General features: G+C 47.6%; 25 protein-coding genes. All 25 read left to right on the top strand.

Going from position 1 to position 23,659, the window contains the following annotated elements; genetic code table 11:
• The first annotated feature begins 14 nt into the window (after window positions 1-14).
• The 25 genes from fliJ (at window position 15) to QMG91_RS12940 (ending at window position 23,656) form a co-directional block, all read left to right on the top strand.
• Entirely contained in the window at window positions 15-458 is a 444-nt protein-coding gene (gene fliJ / locus QMG91_RS13060) for a flagellar export protein FliJ (protein ID WP_281826960.1), read from the top strand.
• 136 nt (window positions 459-594) lie between these two features.
• The gene (locus QMG91_RS13055) at window positions 595-2,667 is read left to right on the top strand and encodes a flagellar hook-length control protein FliK (RefSeq protein ID WP_281826958.1); all 2,073 of its coding nucleotides are present in this window, start codon (window positions 595-597) and stop codon (window positions 2,665-2,667) included.
• A 37-nt stretch (window positions 2,668-2,704) separates the two neighbouring features.
• A complete protein-coding gene (gene fliL, locus QMG91_RS13050; protein WP_004407858.1) occupies window positions 2,705-3,199 on the top strand; it encodes a flagellar basal body-associated protein FliL in 495 nt (164 codons plus the stop codon).
• Window positions 3,200-3,206: 7 nt separating this feature from the next.
• Entirely contained in the window at window positions 3,207-4,286 is a 1,080-nt protein-coding gene (fliM, locus tag QMG91_RS13045) for a flagellar motor switch protein FliM (RefSeq protein WP_004407860.1), read from the top strand.
• Window positions 4,287-4,296: 10 nt separating this feature from the next.
• Entirely contained in the window at window positions 4,297-4,704 is a 408-nt protein-coding gene (fliN, locus tag QMG91_RS13040; RefSeq protein WP_004407862.1) for a flagellar motor switch protein FliN, read from the top strand.
• Between the two features lie 2 nt (window positions 4,705-4,706).
• Window positions 4,707-5,087 carry a flagellar biosynthetic protein FliO gene (gene fliO / locus QMG91_RS13035; RefSeq protein ID WP_004407864.1) on the top strand — a complete coding sequence of 127 codons (381 nt, stop codon included), beginning with the start codon at window positions 4,707-4,709 and terminating at the stop codon, window positions 5,085-5,087.
• Window positions 5,074-5,943 (top strand): flagellar type III secretion system pore protein FliP, encoded by an 870-nt coding sequence (gene fliP, locus QMG91_RS13030; protein ID WP_281826955.1) that lies wholly within the window; start codon window positions 5,074-5,076, stop codon window positions 5,941-5,943. Before fliO ends, fliP begins: the two co-directional genes overlap by 14 nt.
• A 12-nt stretch (window positions 5,944-5,955) precedes the next feature.
• Window positions 5,956-6,225, top strand: a complete 270-nt coding sequence (fliQ, locus tag QMG91_RS13025; protein WP_004407866.1) for a flagellar biosynthesis protein FliQ — start codon at window positions 5,956-5,958, stop codon at window positions 6,223-6,225.
• A 7-nt stretch (window positions 6,226-6,232) separates the two neighbouring features.
• Window positions 6,233-7,015 (top strand): flagellar biosynthetic protein FliR, encoded by a 783-nt coding sequence (gene fliR, locus QMG91_RS13020; protein ID WP_022603599.1) that lies wholly within the window; start codon window positions 6,233-6,235, stop codon window positions 7,013-7,015.
• A gap of 9 nt (window positions 7,016-7,024) precedes the next feature.
• Complete coding sequence (gene flhB, locus QMG91_RS13015; RefSeq protein WP_022549976.1) at window positions 7,025-8,155, top strand: flagellar biosynthesis protein FlhB; 1,131 nt, start codon at window positions 7,025-7,027, stop codon at window positions 8,153-8,155.
• A gap of 97 nt (window positions 8,156-8,252) precedes the next feature.
• Window positions 8,253-10,346, top strand: a complete 2,094-nt coding sequence (gene flhA / locus QMG91_RS13010) for a flagellar biosynthesis protein FlhA (protein WP_004407869.1) — start codon at window positions 8,253-8,255, stop codon at window positions 10,344-10,346.
• Window positions 10,347-10,388: 42 nt separating this feature from the next.
• The gene (gene flhF, locus QMG91_RS13005; protein ID WP_022589716.1) at window positions 10,389-11,873 is read left to right on the top strand and encodes a flagellar biosynthesis protein FlhF; all 1,485 of its coding nucleotides are present in this window, start codon (window positions 10,389-10,391) and stop codon (window positions 11,871-11,873) included.
• Window positions 11,874-11,886: 13 nt separating this feature from the next.
• The gene (locus tag QMG91_RS13000) at window positions 11,887-12,774 is read left to right on the top strand and encodes a MinD/ParA family protein (RefSeq protein WP_004407871.1); all 888 of its coding nucleotides are present in this window, start codon (window positions 11,887-11,889) and stop codon (window positions 12,772-12,774) included.
• Window positions 12,767-13,501: an RNA polymerase sigma factor FliA gene (locus QMG91_RS12995; RefSeq protein ID WP_004407885.1), complete on the top strand. Its 735-nt coding sequence runs from the start codon at window positions 12,767-12,769 to the stop codon at window positions 13,499-13,501. Before QMG91_RS13000 ends, QMG91_RS12995 begins: the two co-directional genes overlap by 8 nt.
• A gap of 44 nt (window positions 13,502-13,545) precedes the next feature.
• Complete coding sequence (gene cheY, locus QMG91_RS12990; RefSeq protein WP_000697871.1) at window positions 13,546-13,914, top strand: chemotaxis response regulator CheY; 369 nt, start codon at window positions 13,546-13,548, stop codon at window positions 13,912-13,914.
• Between the two features lie 58 nt (window positions 13,915-13,972).
• Window positions 13,973-14,695: a protein phosphatase CheZ gene (locus tag QMG91_RS12985; RefSeq protein ID WP_004407889.1), complete on the top strand. Its 723-nt coding sequence runs from the start codon at window positions 13,973-13,975 to the stop codon at window positions 14,693-14,695.
• A 9-nt stretch (window positions 14,696-14,704) separates the two neighbouring features.
• The gene (locus QMG91_RS12980) at window positions 14,705-16,939 is read left to right on the top strand and encodes a chemotaxis protein CheA (protein ID WP_281826948.1); all 2,235 of its coding nucleotides are present in this window, start codon (window positions 14,705-14,707) and stop codon (window positions 16,937-16,939) included.
• 13 nt (window positions 16,940-16,952) lie between these two features.
• Window positions 16,953-18,092 carry a protein-glutamate methylesterase/protein-glutamine glutaminase gene (locus QMG91_RS12975; RefSeq protein WP_004407891.1) on the top strand — a complete coding sequence of 380 codons (1,140 nt, stop codon included), beginning with the start codon at window positions 16,953-16,955 and terminating at the stop codon, window positions 18,090-18,092.
• Window positions 18,093-18,101: 9 nt separating this feature from the next.
• Entirely contained in the window at window positions 18,102-18,878 is a 777-nt protein-coding gene (locus QMG91_RS12970; protein WP_004407893.1) for a ParA family protein, read from the top strand.
• Window positions 18,871-20,160, top strand: a complete 1,290-nt coding sequence (locus QMG91_RS12965) for a chemotaxis protein CheW (protein WP_409351241.1) — start codon at window positions 18,871-18,873, stop codon at window positions 20,158-20,160. Before QMG91_RS12970 ends, QMG91_RS12965 begins: the two co-directional genes overlap by 8 nt.
• 39 nt (window positions 20,161-20,199) lie before the next feature.
• Entirely contained in the window at window positions 20,200-20,694 is a 495-nt protein-coding gene (locus tag QMG91_RS12960; protein ID WP_004407897.1) for a chemotaxis protein CheW, read from the top strand.
• Complete coding sequence (locus QMG91_RS12955) at window positions 20,694-21,194, top strand: DUF2802 domain-containing protein (RefSeq protein WP_281826941.1); 501 nt, start codon at window positions 20,694-20,696, stop codon at window positions 21,192-21,194. Before QMG91_RS12960 ends, QMG91_RS12955 begins: the two co-directional genes overlap by 1 nt.
• A 252-nt stretch (window positions 21,195-21,446) precedes the next feature.
• Window positions 21,447-22,064 carry a cytochrome c biogenesis heme-transporting ATPase CcmA gene (ccmA, locus tag QMG91_RS12950; RefSeq protein WP_004407901.1) on the top strand — a complete coding sequence of 206 codons (618 nt, stop codon included), beginning with the start codon at window positions 21,447-21,449 and terminating at the stop codon, window positions 22,062-22,064.
• Window position 22,065: 1 nt separating this feature from the next.
• Window positions 22,066-22,734, top strand: a complete 669-nt coding sequence (gene ccmB / locus QMG91_RS12945; RefSeq protein ID WP_004407903.1) for a heme exporter protein CcmB — start codon at window positions 22,066-22,068, stop codon at window positions 22,732-22,734.
• A 169-nt stretch (window positions 22,735-22,903) separates the two neighbouring features.
• Window positions 22,904-23,656, top strand: coding sequence for a heme ABC transporter permease (locus QMG91_RS12940; protein WP_281826939.1), 753 nt, complete (start codon window positions 22,904-22,906; stop codon window positions 23,654-23,656).
• The last annotated feature ends 3 nt before the right edge of the window (window positions 23,657-23,659 follow it).

Here is a 23,659-nt window from a genome sequence, read left to right as displayed (position 1 = left end):
TCAGAGGAATTTAGGTGGAAAACGCGCTGGAATTTTTGCTCGAACAAGCGAAAGAAAAAGAGTCACAGGCAGTGCTGGCTCTGAACAAAGCGCGTGCGGAGCTCGATGACTATTACAAGCAGGTAGAACAGATTGAAAAGTACCGTCTGGACTACTGCAATCAGTTAGTTGAGAGAGGAAAAGGTGGGCTGACGGCTAGCCAATATGGTCACCTTAACCGCTTTTTAACTCAGCTAGATGAAACCTTAGCGAAACAAAAAGCCGCAGAAGAGCACTTTGTTACTCAAGTAACCAATTGCGAAGAGCATTGGCTGGATCAGCGCAAGAATCGCCGTTCTTATGAATGGATGATTGAGAAAAAAGCCAACGACAAACGTATCCAGCAAGAAAAAATCGAGCAAAGACAAATGGATGAATTTTCTACTTTGCAGTTCGCTCGTAACAAACGTTCGTTTTAGTCCGATATATATTCAAATTGGCTCACTTCTTGCAAACTTTCTGAAATATAGAGACTGAATTGAATCGCGTGAAGTCGTCTGTTAATCGTTATGCGATTGGTCACAAGGGTGTGATCAATGCTTTGAGAGTGTGTTTATGAGCCAAAATCCTCTGTCAGTGAACGAATCAGGAAGCAAGTCCTTCTTATTCGGAAAATCTACTCAATCTGCTGATTCCAAAGAAGAAAGTGAATCAGGTGGTTTTCTGAGTGCGCTAAAGTCTGTGTTTTCGTCTGAATCGGAATCAACCGAGAGCGTTAAAAAAGCAACGGCGGAAGAGGTTGAAGAAGGCAGTAAATCAGCCAGTGTAAAAGGTGAAGGCGAAGCTGAGGCTGAAGCAGGCGACACGGCAAAAGTTGTCGCTGGAAAGGCAGGAGCAACAGAAGGAGAAGAATCTGTTGACCAACTGCTGTCGGCTGAGGAAGAGGCTGTAAGCGAAAGCACAGGCACAAAAAACGCGAAGAAACAGAACGTTGACCAGGCAATGACAGAGGGAAATCAACTGCTTGGAAGACTGGATGAAGCCAATAAAACACTCCAGACAAAATCCGCTGAGGTTAAACCAAATCAAGGTCCATCACTAGATAACGAAGGCAATCCATTGCCACAGGCTGCAGCAGGCGCTGTCGTTGCGAGCCAATTATCGGAAGGCGAGGTCAGTGAGCAGGCTATTTCTGAAGCCAAAGCTAAGTATTTACAGTCGTCTACCAATGAAATCACACCAGCTCAGGGGGTATCCGCTGGGGTGACTTCGGCTCTGATTACAGAATCCAATGTTCCTGGCGATGGAGAAACCATTGCATCCAATGATTCCGGTAATCAGGCAGCATTACTTGCCGGAGGTGCAATCGCAGCTTCTCAATCGGTTAATGCAAGCCAAACCCCAGTACCTTCAGAGATTGATACCAGTAAGATGAATGCTCAAGAATTGGCGGAAGTTGAAGCTGCCTTGGCATCGGCAGGTGTCGTAGGGGCGGGCGCTGCGATGATGGCTGCTCAAGACGGCAGCTCTGACATCAAACATGCGACTCATGCACCCAAAGACGCTCAAATTGACTGGTCTCAGCGAAATTTACAGAACACAACGGTTGATCAAGAAACTCAGTTAGCCACAACGTTTAAAGATGGTCAGGCAATGCCTTTGAAAGGCACGGAAGCTGCCGCAGTGGGAGCGGGTGTGTCCGCAACGCAAGCCGTTAATGGGACAGGATTTGAAGGTCAGCCGCTGACAGCAGCAGAACAGGCAGATGTGCAGTTCGCTGAGCCTATGTGGGCTACCTCATCCTCCGAAATGGGTAAAGCAGAGCTTCAGGCAGTGAAAGGAACGTCTGAAGCGGCGACTAGCGCTAAAATGGCGTCCAGTGCGGCTCTAACTGCACACCTGACAAACCCTACAACCGCTCCACTACCTGCCGATAAAATGGCGGCTGCCGCCGCAACTCAGGTAATGCCTCAGGAATTAACAGCCGCCGCAATGAACCAGCAGGTTGCTGCCCAAACCATGACTGCCGGAGCGGCAACACAGGCAAGTAACGCTGCCGCTGCGTCTGCTGCCAGCAGTGCAGCGATATTCGGAGCGACAAAACTGGCAAAAGGGAATGAGCAACCGGGTGGTGAGAAATCAGACTTTTCCCAGCAGCTGGCTGGTGTCGCTGCAACACAAGGTCTAACCGGAGCCCAGGCTAAGGCAGATGCTCAGGCTGCAGCATCCGTGCAGCAATCACCACTTCAGTTATCGCGTGATGGCAGTGCTGCCGGTGATCAACTGGCAGAGCGTGTGCAGATGATGATGTCCAAAAACCTGAAAAACGTGGACATTCGATTAGATCCGCCTGAATTAGGTCGAATGCAAATTCGCATGACCATGAACAACGACATTGCTTCTGTGCAATTTACCGTCGCTAACCAACAAACCCGAGATATTGTTGAACAAGCAATGCCCAGATTGAGAGAAATGTTGTCTCAACAAGGTTTACAGCTTGCAGATACGTCCGTTCAGCAGCAAAATGCAGGACAACAGCAACAAAGTCAGTATGTTGCGGGACAAGGTTCCGGTAAGGGGAATGGCGACGGCAGCTTAAGTGGCGAATCGGGCTCAGAGGGTGACGAATCGCTCGAAGTTAACGTTGATGTGAAACCAAACCGTGATGGAATCAGTTTTTACGCTTAACATTATAACTTAACCACTTAATTAAACTGAGACGTTTATGGCTGAAGAAAATCAAGAAGCAGAAGCACCCAAAGGTAAAAGTAAACTCCTGATCATTATCATCGCGGTTGTGGTGTTATTAGCCGGCGGTGGTGGTGCAGCGTTCTTCCTGATGGGTTCTTCTCCAGAAGAGGAATCAGCGGTTGTTGAAGAAGAGGCGGTTATCACCAATGAGCCTGCTTCATACGTTAACATCCCTCAACCCTTTGTTTTCAACGTAGCGGGAGACAAAAGGGACAGGCTGGTTCAGATAAAAGTTCAAATCATGGTTCGCGGTGGTGACAATGAGGGAATGGCGAAGCACCATACTCCTCTGATTGAAAGCACCTTGCTGGCCACGTTTGGTGTTGCCACGTCTGAGCAGTTGCGTACGCCAACTGGACGAGTCCAGTTACGTGAACAGGCCACCGATGACATCAAAGCGGCTTTAACTCAGTTGGTAGGTCAGCCAGTGATTGAAAAAGTGCTGTTTACCGACTTCGTAATGCAATAGGTACCTTGTGACAGACTTATTAAGCCAAGATGAGATAGATGCGTTACTGCATGGTGTAGACGATGTAGATGACGGGGATGATGATGATTTAGACGCTGGTGGGGCGGGAGCCGAAAATACCAGTGACTATGACTTCTCATCTCAGGACAGGATTGTTCGTGGTCGAATGCCGACCCTGGAGCTTATTAACGAGCGCTTTGCCCGGCATTTGCGAATAAGTCTGTTCAATATGCTGCGAAAAACCGCAGAGGTGTCTATCAACGGCGTACAGATGGTGAAATTTGGCGAATACCAAAACACCCTGTACGTACCAACCAGTTTAAACATGGTGCGCTTCAGACCCTTAAAAGGTACGGCGCTGATTACCATGGAAGCTCGGCTGGTTTTCATCTTGGTGGAAAACTTTTTCGGGGGAGACGGTCGATTCCACGCCCGAATTGAGGGTCGTGAATTTACCCCAACCGAACGCCGAATTATCCAGTTGTTGCTTAAAATCGTGTTCGCTGACTATCAGGAAGCGTGGTCGCCTGTGATGGGTGTGGAATTCGAGTATCTGGATTCTGAAGTAAACCCAAGCATGGCAAACATCGTAAGCCCGACGGAAGTGATCGTGGTGAGCAGCTTCCATATTGAAGTTGATGGCGGCGGCGGTGACTTCCACGTGGTAATGCCTTACTCCATGGTCGAACCCATTCGTGAGCTTCTCGATGCCGGTGTTCAGTCCGACAAGATGGAAACCGACGTTCGTTGGAGTTCGGCGCTGAAAGAAGAGATCATGGATGTGCCAGTCAACTTCCGGGTGAATTTACTAGAGAAAGACATTTCGCTACGAGATCTGATGGAACTGAGACCCGGTGACGTCATACCTATCGAAATGCCAGAAAATGCCACCATGTTCGTTGAAGAACTGCCAACCTACCGAGTTAAAATGGGACGCTCTGGCGATAAACTGGCGGTGCAGGTCTCTGAAAAAATCAAACGACCTGATGTGGTTAAATCCGATTTGGTATTCCTTGGTAACGACATGGAATCTGAACTTGATAGCGATGACGAAATTGAATTGCTGTCGCAAGAAACAAATGAATAGGTGATTGAGTATGGATCCAAATGAAGACCAGAAACTGGCAGACGAATGGGCAGCCGCGTTAGGTGAAGACCCGTTAGCCGCTGGCGGTGGTGACGATATTGAGGCGGCTCCTCTTGAAGAACTGTCTGATGAACCATCACCTATTTCCGAAGATGAGCGTCGTAAACTCGACACCATCATGGACATCCCCGTTACCATTTCAATGGAGGTCGGGCGTTCCCAAATCAGCATTCGTAACTTGTTGCAACTCAACCAGGGTTCAGTTGTGGAACTGGATCGGGTTGCTGGTGAATCGTTAGATGTACTGGTAAATGGTACTTTGATCGCACACGGTGAAGTGGTCGTGGTGAACGACAAGTTCGGTATTCGACTGACCGACGTAATCAGCCAGACAGAACGAATTAAGAAACTAAGGTAACCATGAAAAAGTCTGTTGGCTGGCTAGTTATGCCTTTCCCAGCGTTTGCTTCCAGTGCCAGTCAGCTGGATATGGCGGCCACATTCGGTTCTCTGCTGTTTGTTATAGCCATCATCTTTATCTTAGCCTGGGCACTCAAACGAATGCGTTTACCCAGTATGATGGGGCAGGACGGGCTTAAGGTGGTTCGTCAGTTACCTGTTGGCACCAAAGAGCGTCTTGTGATTGTTCAGGCAGGAGAAGAGCAGTTCCTTGTTGGAATCACTCAGCATTCGATTAATCTGGTTTCCAAGCTCGAAAAACCGATTGAGGATGCCGAGCCAGTACCTGCGCAATTCGCCCAGCAACTGAGTCAGTTATTGAAAAAAGATGAAAAGAAATAATTTTGTCGCTGCCCTATTGGCAGCGTTTCTGTTTTTATGTCAATCAAGCAGTCTTTGGGCGCAGGAAGAACTTGCGACGACCATCCCTGCAAATTCAGTAGGGGCTGAAAGTATCGCGGTGTCCGAAAGTCAAAGTGGCACGTCGTCATCCAGCGCTTTCATTGCTGGCGGCGCTCCGGGAAGTGGTATTCCTGCCATCACTGTCACGACTAATCCTGACGGGTCGGAAGACTATTCCATCAACCTGCAGATTCTGGCGTTAATGACCTTGCTGGGCTTTTTGCCCGCGATGGTTATTTTGATGACGTCTTTTACGCGAATTGTCGTGGTTATGTCGATATTGCGTCAGGCGTTAGGTCTTCAGCAAACTCCATCGAATCAGGTCATTATTGGTATCGCCATTTTCCTGACCTTTTTCATCATGTCGCCTGTTATCGATAGAGTGAATCAAGAAGCCATTCAGCCATACATTAATGAGCAAGTGACGGCGCGTGATGCCTTTACGCTTGCACAGGCTCCAATGAAAGACTTCATGTTGCAGCAAACTCGGGTGAATGATCTGGAAACGTTTGTGAATATCGCAGGTGCGCAGGTAGACAGACCGGAAGATGTTCCGATGAGTATCCTGATTCCAGCATTCATTACCTCAGAGCTGAAAACCGCTTTCCAGATTGGTTTCATGCTCTTTTTGCCGTTTTTGGTCATTGACCTAGTTGTGGCATCGGTTCTAATGGCAATGGGTATGATGATGCTGTCACCTATGATTGTTTCACTTCCATTTAAACTGATGTTATTCGTGCTGGTGGACGGCTGGAACCTGATATTGTCCACGCTCGCGGGCAGCTTTGCGATATAGGGGAGAAGAACCATGACTCCTGAAATGTTCGTTGACCTGTTCAGAGAATCACTTTGGATTGTCTTGGTCATGGTGTGCGCCGCGATTATCCCCAGCCTGATAGTTGGTCTGATTGTAGCGATTTTCCAGGCAGCGACATCGATCAACGAACAAACCCTAAGTTTCCTGCCAAGACTGGTCGTGACATTGCTGGCGCTGATGTTGTTTGGTCATTGGATGACGCGCATGTTGATGGAGTTCTTCTTCGATCTGATTGAGCGTATGCCGATGATCCTGCACTGAGGTCGTTATGGAATTTTCCGCCGACATCATTCTCGACTGGATGGGAAACTACTTCTGGCCCTATAGCCGAATTTCAGCCATGCTGATGGTTATGACGGTGACGGGCGCTCGGTTTGTTTCTACCCGAATTCGATTGTACCTTGGGCTAGCTATCACGTTTGCGGTTATGCCAGCTATTCCTGCCGTGCCAGAAGAGCTGGAGCTCATGTCCTTTGAAGGTTTCCTGACTACTTTTGAGCAACTGGTGATTGGGGTAGCCATGGGTATGGTTACCCAGTTTATGCTTCAGACCTTCGTCGTTCTGGGTCAGATTTTGGGTATGCAGGCCAGTTTGGGTTTTGCATCCATGGTTGACCCAGCCAATGGTCAGAATACTCCCTTGCTGGGTCAGCTATTCATGTTTCTGGCGACCATGTTTTTCTTGTCGACAGACGGGCACTTACAAATGATCCAATTGGTAGTGATGAGCTTTACGACATTACCGATTGGTGAAGGAGCGCTCAACACGGTGGATTACCGTGAGTTAGCCTTGTGGTTTGGTGCCATGTTTAAGATGGCATTGAGCATGTCGCTGTCGGGCATTATTGCTTTGTTAACGATTAACTTGTCGTTTGGTGTCATGACCAGAGCGGCACCTCAGCTGAATATTTTCTCCTTGGGTTTTGCCTTTGCTTTGTTGGTGGGGCTGCTGATTTGCTGGTACATCATCGCTGGCATTTATACCCACTATGACCTTTACTGGATTGAAGGCAGAGACCAGATATGTCGCCTTGTTCGAATCAATTGTTAGGAGGCTGATTTGGCAGAATCAGACGGCCAGGAACGGACAGAAGACGCCACGCCCAGGCGGCTAAAACAGGCAAGAGAGAAGGGACAGGTCGCCCGCTCAAAGGAACTCGCTTCCGTGTCTGTTTTAGTTGTAGGGTCAGTGGCGTTAATGTGGTTTGGTGAATCCCTTGCAAGAGGGTTATTTACGATTATGTCGCGTCTGTTTACCTTAAGCCGCGAGGAAATTTACGACTTCGGAAAACTGCTGGAAATCATTTCCGGCGCTTTCGTGTATCTGCTGCTTCCACTTCTTCTGATTCTGATTACTTTGTTTGTCGCAGCACTCGCTGGAGCTGCTGGTGTCGGAGGAATCAGCTTTTCTGTTGAAGCAGCTATGCCTAAAGCGTCAAAGATGAACCCGCTCAGCGGCCTGAAGCGTATGGTAGGCATGCAGAGCTGGGTCGAGCTGATTAAGTCGATACTCAAAGTGATACTGGTTGCGGGAGTTGCGTTTTACTTAATTCAGGCATCTCGTACCGACCTGTTCCAGCTCAGCTTAGATTTGTACCCAGCCAATATCTTTCACGCACTCGACATTCTTCTTAACTTTATTTTGCTGATCAGTTGCTCACTGCTGGTTGTTGTTGCTATCGATATCCCTTTTCAGATCTGGCAGCACGCCAATCAGCTGAAAATGACCAAACAAGAAGTGAAAGACGAATTCAAAGAAACCGAAGGTAAGCCAGAAGTAAAAGGTCGCATCCGGATGCTTCAAAGAGAAATGGCCCAGCGTCGCATGATGGCAGACGTTCCACAGGCGGATGTTATTATTACCAACCCAGAGCATTTCTCTGTCGCGCTGCGTTATAACCAGAAGACCGACAAGGCACCGGTGGTGGTTGCCAAAGGTACCGATCATATCGCGCTTAAGATTCGTGAAATCGCACGTGAACACGACATCTATGTCGTACCCGCTCCGCCTCTTGCCCGAGCTTTGTATCATTCTACTGAGCTGGAGCAACAAATTCCTGACGGTCTGTTTACGGCAGTCGCACAGGTTCTGGCGTATGTTTTCCAGCTTAAACAGTACCGTAAGCGAGGGGGAGAGCGCCCCACACTTCAAGAGAAGAATATGCCCATTCCTCCTGACCTAAGATATTGATTTTCTGTAGACAAATTTTTGACTATTCAGATGGACTGGAATTTGCATAATAGCCTTCACTTTGCGTTTTTGTATTTAAATCTTCTACTTAACTTCTATGAAATTGAACCTGCCGTTTGCAGAGAAGCTGCCTAAACTGCCAAATCGCGCCATGCCAGCGATTGGGGCACCGGTACTCGTCCTTGCTACCCTTGCAATGGTCGTGTTACCCATGCCTCCATTCCTGCTCGACTTGATGTTCACCTTTAACATCGCGTTGGCTATGGTTGTGCTTCTGGTTACCGTTTACACACGTCGCCCACTGGATTTCGCGGCTTTTCCAACTGTGCTGTTAATCGCAACTTTGATGAGGCTTGCATTGAATGTAGCGTCCACGCGTGTGGTTCTTCTCTACGGTCATGAAGGTTCGGGTGCGGCTGGTAACGTTATCGAAGCGTTTGGTAACGTGGTTATCGGGGGCAACTACGCCGTGGGTTTGGTTGTCTTCCTCATCTTGATGATCATTAACTTTATGGTTGTCACCAAAGGTGCTGGTCGGATATCAGAAGTAAGCGCACGTTTTACCCTGGATGCCTTACCCGGTAAGCAAATGGCGATTGATGCCGACTTGAACGCAGGGCTTATCGATCAGGAACAGGCACGGACAAGGCGCTCCGAGGTGACCAAAGAAGCGGATTTCTACGGTTCAATGGACGGTGCTTCTAAATTTGTAAAAGGGGATGCCATCGCAGGTATTTTGATCCTCTTCATCAACATCGTGGGTGGTCTGTCGATTGGTATGATCCAATACGACGTGGCATTTGGCGATGCGGTTCAAATCTACACACTGCTGACCATTGGTGATGGTCTGGTTGCTCAAATCCCGTCACTTTTGCTTTCCATCGGCGCTGCCATCATGGTAACTCGCCAAAATACCGACGAAGACATGGGACAGCAGATGGTGTTCCAGATGTTCGACAATCCCAAAGCTCTGATGATTACCGCGGGTATTCTTGGGGTTATGGGTATAGTGCCGGGAATGCCTCATTTCGCATTTCTGCTGCTGGCAGCTATCGCGGGTGGTGGAGCTTACTACATCCGTAAGAAGCAGAAAGAAGAAGCCGAGAAACCGAAAACACCGGCTAAAACAGAATCTGAGCCCGTTTCTCAGAAAGAACTTTCGTGGGATGACGTACAGCCTGTTGATGTGATTGGTCTGGAAGTTGGCTATCGACTCATTCCACTGGTGGACAGAGACCAAGGTGGGGAGTTATTAGAACGCGTGAAAGGTGTGCGTAAGAAGCTTTCCCAAGATTTCGGCTTCCTGATTCCTGCGGTGCACATACGAGATAATCTGGAACTGCCACCTAACAGCTACCGAATCACTCTGATGGGGGTTGCGGTCGGTGAAGCTGAGATTCGCGCAGATCAGGAACTGGCCATTAACCCTGGTCAGGTCTATGGTGTGGTAGAAGGGGAAGCCACGATAGACCCCGCCTTTGGTCTGGAAGCGGTATGGGTGAAAGACGATCAGAAAGAAACGGCCCAAGCGCTGGGTTATACCGTAGTGGATTCTTCCACCGTTCTGGCTACTCATCTAAGTCAGTTGCTGACGAATAACGCGTCTCAGTTGATTGGTCATGAAGAAGTCCAGAACCTGCTGGAAATGCTTGGACGAAATGCACCGAAACTGGTCGAGAATTTTGTGCCGGATCAGCTTCAGCTTGGTGTTGTTGTAAAAGTGCTGCAAAACCTACTAAACGAAGCCATTCCAATCAGAGATATTCGAACAATTGTTCAGACTTTGTCCGAGTATTCATCAAAGAGTCAAGAACCCGACATCCTTACAGCGGCAGTTCGCATTTCACTGAAACGCTTAATTGTACAGGAAATCAATGGTATAGAGCCTGAGTTACCTGTCATTACTTTGATTCCTGAACTGGAACAAATATTGCATCAGACTATGCAGGCGTCAGGTGGAGAGTCTGCTGGAATTGAGCCAGGGTTAGCAGAAAGATTGCAATCCTCACTCAGCCAGGCCACACATGACCAAGAACTCAAGGGTGAGCCTGCTGTACTGCTGACTTCGGGTGTATTAAGAACCACACTAGCGAAATTCGTTAAGAACACTATCCCGAATTTAAGAGTGCTCTCTTATCAGGAAATACCTGATGAAAAGCAAATCCGAATTGTTCAGGCTGTCGGTAATTAACCGCTGACGGGAATCAACCAAAGTTAGACTTGGAAAGCGATTTTGAAAATTAAACGATTTTTTGCCAAAGATATGCGTGGCGCATTGTTACAAGTGAAAGAAGAGCTTGGTTCCGATGCGGTCATCATGTCTAACAAGCGAGTCACAGGCGGTGTCGAGATTGTGGCGGCTGTCGATGGTGACGGCGCGGCAAAAAATGGATCGAGAGATTCAGGCCTAGCTCGCCAAACCGATGAATACTCACAAATGTCGCCTAAGCGTGAACTGAAAGAAGATCGAGTTAGTCTTGGCGGGAACGGTACAGGCGCAAGCGGGTCGATGACACGCCGTTTTGCCAATATGCTCAAGCAGTACAGTCAGGAAGCGGAACCAGAAAAGAATACTGAAGCCGATTCCCTTGAGGCACTTCTAAAGCGTCAGTCTGCCGGAAACGATCAAGACCCATACGATCGTCGACGCCCAGCATCAGGAAGCGGTCGTTCTCTGGCTGAAGAATCCGGTCTTTCTCGTCTTCTGAAAGACGATCAGTCACAGGACCGCCGAGCTCCTAAGCTTGACCCAACCCGATACGATAAGGGCGAGCGCGATAACCGAGATAAAGCCAATACTGAAGAATTGGAAAGTATGCGCGAAGAGATGACGTCAATCCGTCGTCTACTGGAGCACCAAGTATCCGGCTTGATGTGGCAGGAAGTGGAAAGAAGAGAACCACTTCGTGCAATGCTCATCAAACGTCTTGAAAGAATGGGGGTTTCTCAGGAGCTGGCTGATCAGATGGCTTGCTACATCCCAGAAGACACGCCTCCTGTTCATGCGTGGAAAGCACTGCTTGGGCTTATTTCCGACCAAATCACCATTCCAAGAGAAGACATTCTTAAGCGTGGCGGTGTCGTTGCTCTACTTGGACCAACCGGGGTGGGTAAAACGACCACAGTCGCAAAACTGGCAGCGCGCGCTGCAATGGAGTACGGCGCCGACAACGTCGCACTCGTCACCACCGATACATATCGTATCGGTGCCCACGAACAATTATCGATTTATGGTCGAATTATGGGCTGTCCGGTAAGAGTTGCTAAAGATTCTGAGCAACTTGCCGAAGTCATATATCAGCTTAGAAATCGAAGACTTATCTTAATTGATACAGCAGGAATGGGGCAGCGTGATGTCCGGCTTTCCGAGCAGTTAGACACGCTCATGCAAGAAAGCGGTGAAGTCATCAACAGCTACCTTGTCCTGCCGACTACGGCACAGCGACAAGTGCTTCAGGAAACGATCGATCATTTTAAACGGATTCCTCTATCTGGTTGCATTTTAACCAAGCTAGATGAGTCTCTGAGCTTAGGAGAGGTTATCAGCGTGGTTATTCAAAATGCCATCCCTGTGGCTTATATCGCCAACGGACAAAGGGTGCCAGAGGATATTGTGATAGCCCAACCTAAGTACATGCTTGCAAAAGCAAACGAGTTGCTAGAGAAGTCAGCGGAAGATGAACCTCACTATTGGAATAGTGAATCGGAAGGACTTTAGGCGGCGGAATATTATGAATAAAGATATGATACAAGATCAAGCAAGCGGCCTCCGTCGCTTAACGCAACCAACTCTTACTAAAGTAATTTCTGTTACTGGCGGTAAAGGCGGCGTTGGTAAAACAAATGTCACACTTGGTTTAGCGCTTTCCATGGCACGTCAAGGCAAAAAAGTTGTAGTGTTAGACGCCGATCTCGGCTTGGCTAACGTTGACGTAATGCTGGGTATTAGACCAAAAAGAAACCTCGGACATGTGTTAGCTGGTGAATGTGAGCTAAAAGACGCTATGGTCGAAGGACCACATGGCGTTAAAATTATTCCAGCAACTTCTGGTACTCAGAGCATGACAGAGTTGTCACCAGCCCAACATGCTGGTTTAATTCGTGCTTTCGGGTCTCTTGAAGAAGATATAGACGTACTTCTGATAGATACCGCTGCGGGTATTTCGGATATGGTCGTAAGTTTTTCACGAGCAGCTCAAGATGTTTTAGTTGTTGTGTGTGATGAACCTACGTCAATCACGGATGCATATGCTTTAATTAAATTATTAAGTCGCGAACATCAGGTGCAGCGCTTTAAAATTGTTGCCAATATGGTAAGAAGTTACCGTGAAGGGCGAGAATTGTTTGCAAAGTTGACCTTGGTCACAGAGAGATTTCTGAATGTTAGTCTAGAGCTCGTCGCATGTATCCCGCTTGATGATAAAGTACGTCAATCGGTGAAGAAGCAGAAAATTGTTGTAGACGCTTTTCCGCGATCTCCAGCCGCTCTGGCCATCAGTTCGTTAGCAAACAAAGCATTAACCTGGCCAATTCCTAAAACTCCGAGTGGACATTTAGAGTTTTTTGTTGAACGCTTACTTAATAACAGAGAAGTAGCAGGAGAGCCTTTTGGTGACTAAGCCGCTGACATACGATCAATTTGGCAATCCAGGAAATCAATCCGCTTTTCTGGAGCGCTATTCCGATCTTGTAAAGCGAATTGCCCATCATTTAATCGGTCGGTTGCCTCCAAGTGTCTTGGTGGACGACCTGATTCAAGCCGGAATGATAGGGCTAATTGAAGCTCAGCAAAACTACGATGGCAGTAAGGGCGCAAGCTTTGAAACGTACGCTGGTATTCGGATTCGCGGAGCCATGTTGGATGAAATGCGACGCGGAGATTGGGTACCCAGATCGGTACATAAGAATAATCGAACCATCAGTCAGGCGATAAATGAGCTAGAATCACAATTGAACCGTGATCCAACTGATGCAGAAGTAGCCAAACACTTAAATATGTCGTTAGAACAGTACCATAATGCGCTAACTGATATAAACTGTTCTCGGCTGGTGGGTATTGAAGACCTGGGAGTGTCGGAAGATGCAATTTCTCCTCACGAAGTGTCCGAAGATAACCTACCATTCAAAGGGGTAGCAGACGAATCTTTTCGCCATGCCCTTGTTGAAGCTATTAAAACGCTTCCTGAACGGGAAGCCTTAGTTCTCTCGCTTTATTACGATGAAGAGCTAAATTTAAAAGAAATTGGGGAAGTATTGGATGTCAGCGAATCTCGCGTTAGCCAAATACATAGCCAATCTATGCAACGTTTACGAGCTAAACTTAGCGCGTGGACACTTAACGAGTAATAACACTGACTTCGACCTCAGTGGAGGCAATTTTGAATAAAAACATGAAGATCCTCATTGTTGACGACTTTTCAACAATGCGCCGTATTGTTAAAAACCTACTTCGTGACTTGGGTTTCAACAACACTCAGGAAGCTGATGATGGTCTTACCGCTCTACCAATGCTGAAAAAAGGTGAGTTCGACTTTGTTGTAACTGACTGGAACATGCCGGGTATGCAGGGGATTGACCTTCTGAAGAATATCCGTGCAGACGACGAGCTCAAACACCTTCCTGTTTTGATGATTACTGCTGAAGCGAAGCGTGAGCAAATCATCGAAGCGGCACAGGCAGGGGTGAATGGTTACATTGTTAAACCTTTCACAGCAGCAACGCTGAAAGAAAAACTAGATAAGATCTTCGAGCGTTTGTAAGCCACGATTACGCTTATAACAAACATACTTACAGAGGCGTTGAAAGGGCAAAAGTAGAATGATTTCTTTAGAGCAAGCGAAAGAGTTGGTGAGCTTGTTGGAAAACGACAAGCAACAAGAAGCTAATGATCTCGTACAATTCATTTCCAAGTCTATCGACAACCCAGTGATCCATGAAATTGGCACACTCACTCGTGAATTGCATGACTCTTTGACGCAATTCAAAGTCGATCAACGGATGAATGAAATCGCTACGGATGAAATCCCCGACGCGAGGGATCGTCTAGAGTATGTGATAGAAAAAACGGAAACCGCCGCAAACAAAACCATGGACGCGGTAGAACGTTCTCTTCCAATGGCTGACAACTTGCATGAGCACTTAATGCAGGTTCGCCCTCAGTGGAACCGTCTAATGAATGGTCGTATTGAGCTGGACGAGTTTAAATCTCTTTGCCATCGAATCGATGAGCTGATGACCCAGGTTGAAGGGGACAGTTCTGAGTTGAGAAGCCAGTTAACGGAAATTCTCATGGCTCAGGACTTTCAGGACCTCACTGGTCAAATCATCAGACGTGTCATTACCTTAGTCCGTGAGGTAGAAGACCGACTTGTCGAGATTTTGACGGCCTTTGGTGTTGAGCAACAAACAGACAAGCAGGAAGAGAACAAAGCGAAGAAAGGTGCCGAAGCAGAAGGCCCTATTATCAACGCTCATGAGCGTGAGGACGCTGTCTCTTCACAAGACGATGTTGATGACTTGCTGTCGAGTCTTGGCTTCTAGGGGTAAGATATGAGTTACGAATTAGACGAAGATATTCTACAGGATTTTTTGGTCGAGGCTGGTGAGATCCTGGAACTGCTTTCAGAGCAGTTAATAGAACTGGAAAACAATCCAGACGATAAAGACCTGTTGAATGCAATTTTCCGAGGTTTCCACACCGTAAAAGGGGGTGCTGGATTCTTAGCCCTGACAGAACTCGTTGATGTTTGTCACGGCGCGGAAAACATCTTCGACATTCTGCGTAATGGTCAGCGTTCAGTAACAGCTGAGCTGATGGATACTATTCTGCAAGCTTTGGATGCAGTTAACGTCATGTTTGAAGCGGTGCAGGAAAGATCACCACTGACACCTGCCGACCCTGCTTTGATTGAAGACCTCCACCGCCTCTGTAAACCCGAGAGCGAAGATGAAGTCGTCGCTGAAGTTGTTGCAGAAGCCCCTGCACCAGTCGTTGAGCCGGAACCTGTCCCAGAACCTGTCGCTCCAGCACCTGCTCCGGAAGCATCCGGCGGTGACAACGGATCGATTGACGAAATCACCCAGGATGAATTCGAAGCCCTGCTCGATGAATTACACGGTAAAGGCACGCCTCCGACAACCGGTGGAACGGCTCCTGCACCAGCATCTGACCCAGCACCGAGTGCAGGCGCTGCGGCTGGTGGTGATGATATAACCGACGACGAATTTGAAAAACTGCTGGATGAACTGCATGGTTCAGGCGGCAGTCCAAGTAATGCTTCTGCTCCGGCAGCAGCCCCTGCGGCACCAGCGCCTACACCTGCGGCTTCTGCTGGCGGTGATGGCGATTTGATGACCGATGATGAGTTTGAAAATCTTCTGGATCAATTGCACGGTTCAGGAAAAGGTCCTTCACCTGAAGAGCTTGAAGCTGCGACTAAGCCTGTAGAGCCAGCTCCGGCTCCGGCACCAGCTGCTGCAGCGAAACCTGCACCTAAGCCAGAACCAAAACCGGCACCGAAGCCTGCTGAAAAACCAGCAGCGCCAGCAAAACCTGCTGCTAAAGCGCAAGCTCCAGCCGCAGCAAAAGATGCGAAGAAACCACAAGCTGACGCTACCGTTCGTGTTGATACATCGACGCTGGATGACATCATGAACATGGTGGGTGAGCTTGTATTGGTTCGTAACCGTTTAGTGAGCTTGGGTCTGAATAGCAACGACGAAGAAATGTCGAAAGCGGTTGCCAACCTTGACGTAGTGACCGCCGACCTTCAAGGCGCGGTAATGAAGACTCGAATGCAGCCAATCAAGAAAGTGTTTGGTCGATTCCCTAGAGTTGTACGTGATATCGCTCGTAGCCTGAAGAAAGACATTGTGCTTGAAATGCGCGGTGAAGAAACCGATTTGGATAAGAACTTAGTAGAAGCTCTGGCGGATCCATTGATTCACTTGGTTCGTAACTCGGTTGACCACGGTATTGAAATGCCAGATGTCCGTGTTGAGAACGGAAAACCACGTACGGGTAAAGTGATTCTTTCTGCATCTCAGGAAGGTGATCATATCGAGCTGAGCATCGTTGATGACGGTGGTGGTATGAATGCCGACAAACTAAGAAGTATCGCTGTTGAGCGTGGTCTTATGGATGCTGACGCCGCTGGGCGCTTGTCTCCAAAAGAATGCTACAACCTGATCTTCATGCCTGGCTTCTCTACTAAGACTGAAATCTCTGACATCTCTGGTCGTGGAGTAGGTATGGACGTTGTGAAAACGGCGATCAATACCCTGAATGGTTCGATAGATATCGATTCTGAAATGGGTAAAGGTACTAAGATCACCATCAAAGTGCCTCTGACTCTGGCTATCCTTCCTACCCTGATGGTGGGTGTATCTGGTCAGCCGTTTGCATTGCCTCTGGCGAGCGTAAATGAGATTTTCCACTTAGATCTGAGCAAAACCAACACAGTAGATGGTCAACTTACGATCATAGTTCGAGAAAAATCCATTCCTTTGTTCTACCTTCAGCATTGGTTAGTACCAGACAGCGCTAACGGTCAGAAGAAGTCTAACCACGGTCATGTAGTGATTGTTCAGCTGGGCAGTCAGCGTGTTGGCTTCGTGGTTGACTCATTGATTGGTCAAGAAGAAGTGGTTATCAAACCACTCGACGAATTACTACAAGGTACTCCAGGTATGGCTGGTGCAACGATTACCAGTGACGGTCATATCGCATTGATTCTAGATGTACCGAACTTATTGAAGAAATATGCCACTCGCTCGCATATTTAATTGAAGGGATAATATGGCGGTAAGAGTATTAGTAGTTGATGATTCAAGTTTTTTTCGCCGACGCGTTAGTGAAATTATCAACTCAGATCCGCGCCTTGAAGTAGTGGATATGGCTGTCAACGGCAAAGAAGCCGTTGATAAAGCCATCAAATTGAAACCTGATGTCATTACTATGGACATCGAGATGCCTGTCATGGATGGCATTACCGCTGTCCGTGAAATAATGAAGGCGCAACCGACGCCTATCTTGATGTTTTCTTCGCTTACTCATGACGGTGCTAAAGCAACGCTAGATGCACTGGATGCCGGGGCTTTGGATTTCTTACCTAAGAAATTTGAAGATATTGCACGTAACCGCGATGAAGCTGTAAACCTGCTTCAGCAACGTGTTCAGGAAATCTCCAGGAAACGTGCATTTCTGCGTCGCCCAATTGGCGGTGCAGCGACCACAGCTCCTACGAGCACGACACGCTCAACAGCCAGACCAGCAACGACTTCGTTACAGCGACCAGCACCGGCTGCTCCCGCTCCAGAACGTGGTCGTCCGGTTGCCGCTAAGTTTCGTGCGACTGGTAAGAAATATCAACTGACTGCGATTGGCACCTCCACCGGAGGACCCGTTGCACTTCAAAAGATCCTTACCAAGCTACCTGTCAACTACCCACATCCAATCGTGCTTATTCAGCACATGCCTGCCACGTTTACTGCGGCTTTCGCTGCTCGCTTAAACTCACTGTGCAAAATTCAGGTGAAAGAAGCGGAAGATGGTGATGTGCTGAAACCGGGTTGTGCTTATCTCGCACCGGGCGGTAAGCAAATGATGATTGATGGTCGTCCTGGTTCCGCTAAGCTGCGAATCATTGATGGCGGTGATCGTATGAATTACAAACCTTGTGTTGATGTGACATTCGGATCGGCAGCCAAGATTTATCAAGACAAAGTGCTCTCCATGGTTTTAACCGGTATGGGTGCAGACGGGCGTGAAGGCTCTCGTATGTTGAAAGCCGCCGGAGCGACTATTTGGGCACAAGACGAAGAAAGTTGTGTGGTATATGGAATGCCACAGGCAGTGGCAAAAGCTGGCTTATCAACCGAGGATTTGCCTCTGGACAGGATTGCGGAGCGCATGCTGGTTGAAGTTGGACTATCGTAAGGAGCCAATGTGGTAGTTTGGAGCGTTGCTAACCAAAAAGGTGGTGTAGGGAAGACCACGACAACGGTCACTCTGGCAGGACTTTTGAGCAAGCAGGGACATCGTGTCCTGCTTGTGGATACTGATCCTCATGGGTCGCTAACGACTTACCTGGGGTACGACTCGGATGAGGTTCCATCCAGTCTGTTTGACCTTTTCCAGCTTAGACAAGTCGAGAAAGACAATGTGCAAGCCCTGATATTGGGCACCGATATTGAAAACATTGATATTGTACCTGCACACATGTCTCTGGCTACGCTGGATCGTGTCATGGGTAATCGCAGCGGCATGGGGCTGATTCTGAAAAAAGCGTTGATTTCCGTTGAAGATGAGTACGATTACGTGCTTATTGATTGCCCGCCTATTCTTGGGGTAATGATGGTAAATGCGCTGGCTGCCAGCGATCGCATTTTGATACCGGTTCAGACCGAGTTCCTCGCTATGAAAGGTTTGGAGCGCATGGTTAGAACGCTGGCTATCATGCAGAAATCTCGACCAGACCCGTTCAAGACGACTATCGTTCCAACCATGTACGATAAGCGCACCAATGCGTCATTGCAGACTCTGACTCAGTTGAAGAAAGGTTATCCGAATCAGGTCTGGCCTTCCGCTATCCCAATTGATACAAAATTTCGCGATGCGAGCTTAAAACACTTACCTGCCTCACATTTTGCGTCTGGCAGTCGTGGCGTTTTTGCCTATAAGCAGCTATTACTTTATCTCGAGAGGTTAGCTTTCGATGATTAAAGATTCAGTGCTTTCGAGTGAACAGGCTTTGGATGAATATTTTACCTCGCTTCTTGATGAAGAGGGGTTATTGTCGTCCGTAGAAGCTGAGGCTCGCGAAGCGCAAAACGCCGCCGTTGCAGAAAAAACACCCGTTTCGGAAGAAATGGTGGCAGAAGTTCCTACCGAGATTTCTACTGATAGTGTTCCGAGTGAACAAGCCGGTAGCGCAATAGACTCTTCTGATGCAGAAACAGAAGAACTAGCAGTTGATACTGCAAGCGCTGAGGACCTGTCAGTTCAGGGCCAGGAAACTCAAGAACAAGAATTAGATGAAGCTCAGCCAGAGCAGGAAGAAGAACCGAATCTGGCTGACTACGGGTTAGAACTTCAGCCAGAAGTACAACCTGAGCCTATTCCGTCCTATACTGAAACTGTATACAACGAATTTGAAGCACCTGATTTAGAGGATGTTCAAAGGCTGCTTAGCCAGCTTGAATCAACCAACATTGCTGATGAGCCAGAAATTGAAGAGCTTATCGTTCAGAACACAGCGGAAATTGCCACGCTAAGCCCTGAAGAGACTGTTGTTGAAGAAGTTGCTGTTGAAGAACCTGCAGTCGAGGTGGTTTCTGACGAGATTCAAAGCTGGGATGTCACTGAACCTGTTGTGGAAGATATTCCAGAGGCTCAGGAAGTTCAGACCCAGGAAGAAGTGGTTCAGGAGGAAGTATCTGAACCTGAGGTTGAAGTACAGGAACCTGAATCCACCGTTGATACGGAAGTGGATGTAGCACCAGAAACTCAAAGTGGCGGTGATGCAGAAGATACCTGGCACACTGTTGCAAGAAATGAAGCGTTTCAGGCACTTTATTTTGATGTAAATGGTGTGACATTTGCGGTTCCTTTGGATGAGTTAGGTGGTATTCATCGTAAGAACGAAGAGCTTAACCACCTAATTGGAAGACCAGATTGGTACCTGGGGCTGCAAACGAACCGGAGTGACCAGCTAGACGTTGTGGACACGGCTCGTTGGGTGATGTCTGAGAAATTGACAGATAACTCTCATCGAGAAAATTACGAATACATCGTCATGTTGGGTGAAAGCCATTGGGGGTTAGCCGCGAACAAACTGTTGGGTACAGAGTGGCTGGACCCAGAAAAAGTTCGCTGGCGTGAAAGCGCAGGCAAAAGACCTTGGCTCGCTGGCATGGTTAAAGAAAAAATGTGTGCTTTAATTCATGTAGAAGAATTAGTTTCCATGCTCAATGCTGGGCTGGACGTCAAAGCATTAGACAGTTAGTAGTAGAATTGTCGGTAGCGACACAAATGAGGATAAAACATGTCTCAAGCTAATGAAGTAGAAGTAAGAAAAGACCAAGTTAACGACGAGGTACTGCAGTGGGTAACGTTTCAGCTAGAAGATGAGACTTACGGTATTAACGTAATGCAGGTACGTGAAGTTCTTCGCTATACCGAAATTGCTCCAGTACCTGGTGCACCAGATTACGTACTGGGTATCATCAATCTTCGCGGTAACGTCGTCACGGTTATCGATACTCGCTCACGTTTTGGTCTGATGCAGGGTGAGATTACCGACAACACTCGTATTATCGTTATCGAATCTGAACGTCAGGTTATCGGTATTCTGGTGGATAGCGTAGCCGAAGTGGTTTACCTGCGTTCTTCTGAAATCGACACCACTCCAAGCGTTGGTACAGATGAAAGTGCCAAGTTCATCCAGGGTGTAAGCAACCGTGATGGTAAGCTTCTAATCTTGGTTGATCTGAACAAACTTCTTTCTGACGAAGAGTGGGAAGAAATGGCTCACCTATAATGGCTGGCGAGTTGTATTCTGTTTTGCCATTGGTAGCGGGCGGCTCCGTTTTAGTCGCTTCGTTGCTAGTGATCGTTTTTCTTCGAGTAAGAAAGAGCAGCCGCCAAAAAGCGGATCAGCATAGACAACAAGTTCGTGGTTTGGAAAAAGAACTACAAAAAACGAACAAACAATTGTTGGAAGTGCGCTCTGTGATGGTGGGACTCGGTCAGAAAGTCGCTGAGCAGCAAGATCTGATTCAGCATATCAGCGAGAGAATTACTGAGTTAGAGCATACAGATAACGACGGCAGGCTTTATACCCGCGCCAGTAAAATGGTGCAGTTGGGGGCAGGCATAAACGAACTCATAGAAGAGTGTGAATTGCCAAAAGCTGAAGCCGAGTTAATGATGTCACTGCAAAACAAAATAGCAGGCAAGGAAAAAGTGCCTCCATTGAGCGGTCGTGCTGCACCTCGCCGAAGACAAGATCAAAGACGTCCTCAAAAAAACGTAAAATGATCCAAAAGATACTTCTACATAACGAAAGGGAGCCCGGCGGCTCCTTTTTTGTTTTTCGGCGCTCGTCATCGTCCAAGAGTTCGGGTATCCGCAATTTAAAACAAGTTATTTGATCAAGTGAACAGATTTAATGTTTTGTGATGATTCATTAACAGATTTTTACCCAGTTTCGTGAAACTCAGGACAGTGTTCCCCTTTAGAGTGGTGGGCATTGTGCTAAGATATACCCTCAATAAAATCAAGACTTTTACCATGTTAGACGTATCCAACCTTACTGCTGTTCGTGATGAAAGAGTGTTGTTCGAGTCTCTTTCCTTTCAAGTAAACCCTGGAGATCTACTCCAAATTGAAGGTCGAAATGGAACTGGAAAAACCACGTTATTGAGAATTGTCGCAGGGCTTGGAGACTCAGAGAGTGGCGAGATTCAGTGGAAGGGAGAGAGCATTTTCTCTTCAAGGGAAGAATACCATTCAGACCTACTGTTTCTCGGACACCAGACAGGCGTAAAAAAAGAGCTGAGTGCATACGAAAATCTTGCTTACTACATGCAAGTTCATCAAGGAAAGAGTGACGAAGACGCATTATGGAAAGCACTTGCTCAGGTTGGATTAGCAGGAAGAGAGGATATCCCTGCTGGCAAGCTTTCTGCTGGTCAGCAGCGTCGGGTTGCACTGGCACGTTTATGGTTAAGTGAGCACCCACTCTGGATTCTTGATGAACCTTTAACTGCGATAGATAAGCAAGGTGTCAAAGTATTGGAATCTCTATTCGCAGGGCATGCTGAGAAAGGTGGAATGGTTTTGCTGACCACGCACCAAGACATGTTTACCGACAACTCTCTACTAAGAAAAATCAAGTTGGGTGATTAATATGATAAGCGCCATGGTAGCCATCGTCCGTCGGGAATTATTAATCGCATTTCGCCGACAGGCCGATATCTTAAACCCGCTCTGGTTTTTTATTATTGTGGTTACACTCTTTCCGTTGAGTATCGGCCCCGAGCCCAATCTGCTTGCCAGAATTTCGTCAGGAATCGTTTGGGTAGCCGCTTTACTTTCCGCATTGCTTTCTCTTGAAAGGCTGTTTCGTGACGACTTCCAGGATGGAGCACTTGAGCAAATGATGCTGATGCCTATCCCTTTACCTTTAGCCGTTATGGCGAAAGTGATTGCTCACTGGCTACTTACTGGCGTGCCTCTGATTCTTATTAGTCCGCTTTTGGCTATTTTGCTGTCTTTAGACTTTAATACTTGGAGTGCCGTTGTTTTAACGTTACTCATCGGCACACCTACGTTGAGCTTTGTCGGGGCAATTGGCGTTGCACTAACTGTCGGGTTGCAAAAAGGCGGGGTACTTCTGAGCCTCCTTGTATTACCGCTCTATATTCCGATCTTAATTTTTGCAACATCAGCAATTGACGCAGCGGGCTTAGGCGTTGCGTATAACGGACAACTGGCAATTCTTGGTGCAATGCTTGCGGGAGCGGCAACATTAACACCATTTGCAATAAGTGCATCACTGCGCATAAGTGTCAATTGATATTGAACAAGTTTTTTTAGTTAACATTCCGTTAAAGTGATAGGAATGTGCTACAGGTTTAAAGACGTCAGTCTCTAAACCTCGCAATTTCAAAATTAATATTACAACTTCCGTGGACCGCTAGAGTCTTAAATAAGGAAGCCCTAGAAGTAAGAGTGAGACCTTAACCATGTGGAAATGGCTACATCCCTATGCCAAGCCCGAGAATGCCTATAGGCTGAGCGACAAGCTCTTGCCATGGTTTTCTATTCTTGCGGCTGTGTTTCTCGTCACCGGTACCATTTGGGGGCTGGCTTACGCGCCTTCCGACTATCAACAGGGTGACAGTTTTCGAATCATCTACATCCATGTTCCTTCGGCTATCTGGTCGATGGGGGTTTACATGTCGATGGCGATTGCCGCCTTTATAGGTTTGGTTTGGCAGTTAAAGCTGTCAGATATGGCAGCCGCTGCCATGGCACCAATTGGTGCGGTATACACCTTTGTTGCCCTTGTAACAGGCGCAGTATGGGGTAAACCAATGTGGGGCACGTGGTGGGTTTGGGATGCTCGTTTAACTTCTGAATTGATCCTGTTGTTCCTATATCTTGGCGTGATCGCGCTGTATCACGCGTTTGACGATCAGAAAACCGGGGCTAAAGCAGCAGGGATACTGGCAATAGTCGGCGTAATCAACCTTCCTATCATTCATTTCTCCGTTGAATGGTGGAATACCCTTCACCAAGGGGCAACCATTACCAAATTTGCCAAGCCTTCTATCTCTAACGACATGCTTTGGCCGTTACTGCTGAATATTCTTGGTTTCGCTTTCTTCTTTGGAGCACTGACTCTGATCCGATTCAAGAATGAAATCATAAGCAAAGAGAGCCATCGTCCTTGGGTTCAAGCGTTGGCATCATCTCCACTTGGCGTTAAGAGGTAGCCC

The organism is Vibrio nigripulchritudo, assembly GCF_027924785.1.
GTDB lineage: Bacteria > Pseudomonadota > Gammaproteobacteria > Enterobacterales > Vibrionaceae > Vibrio > Vibrio nigripulchritudo.
Note: the sequence above shows the minus strand (reverse complement) of the source record. Positions and strands in the feature narration are given on the sequence as shown.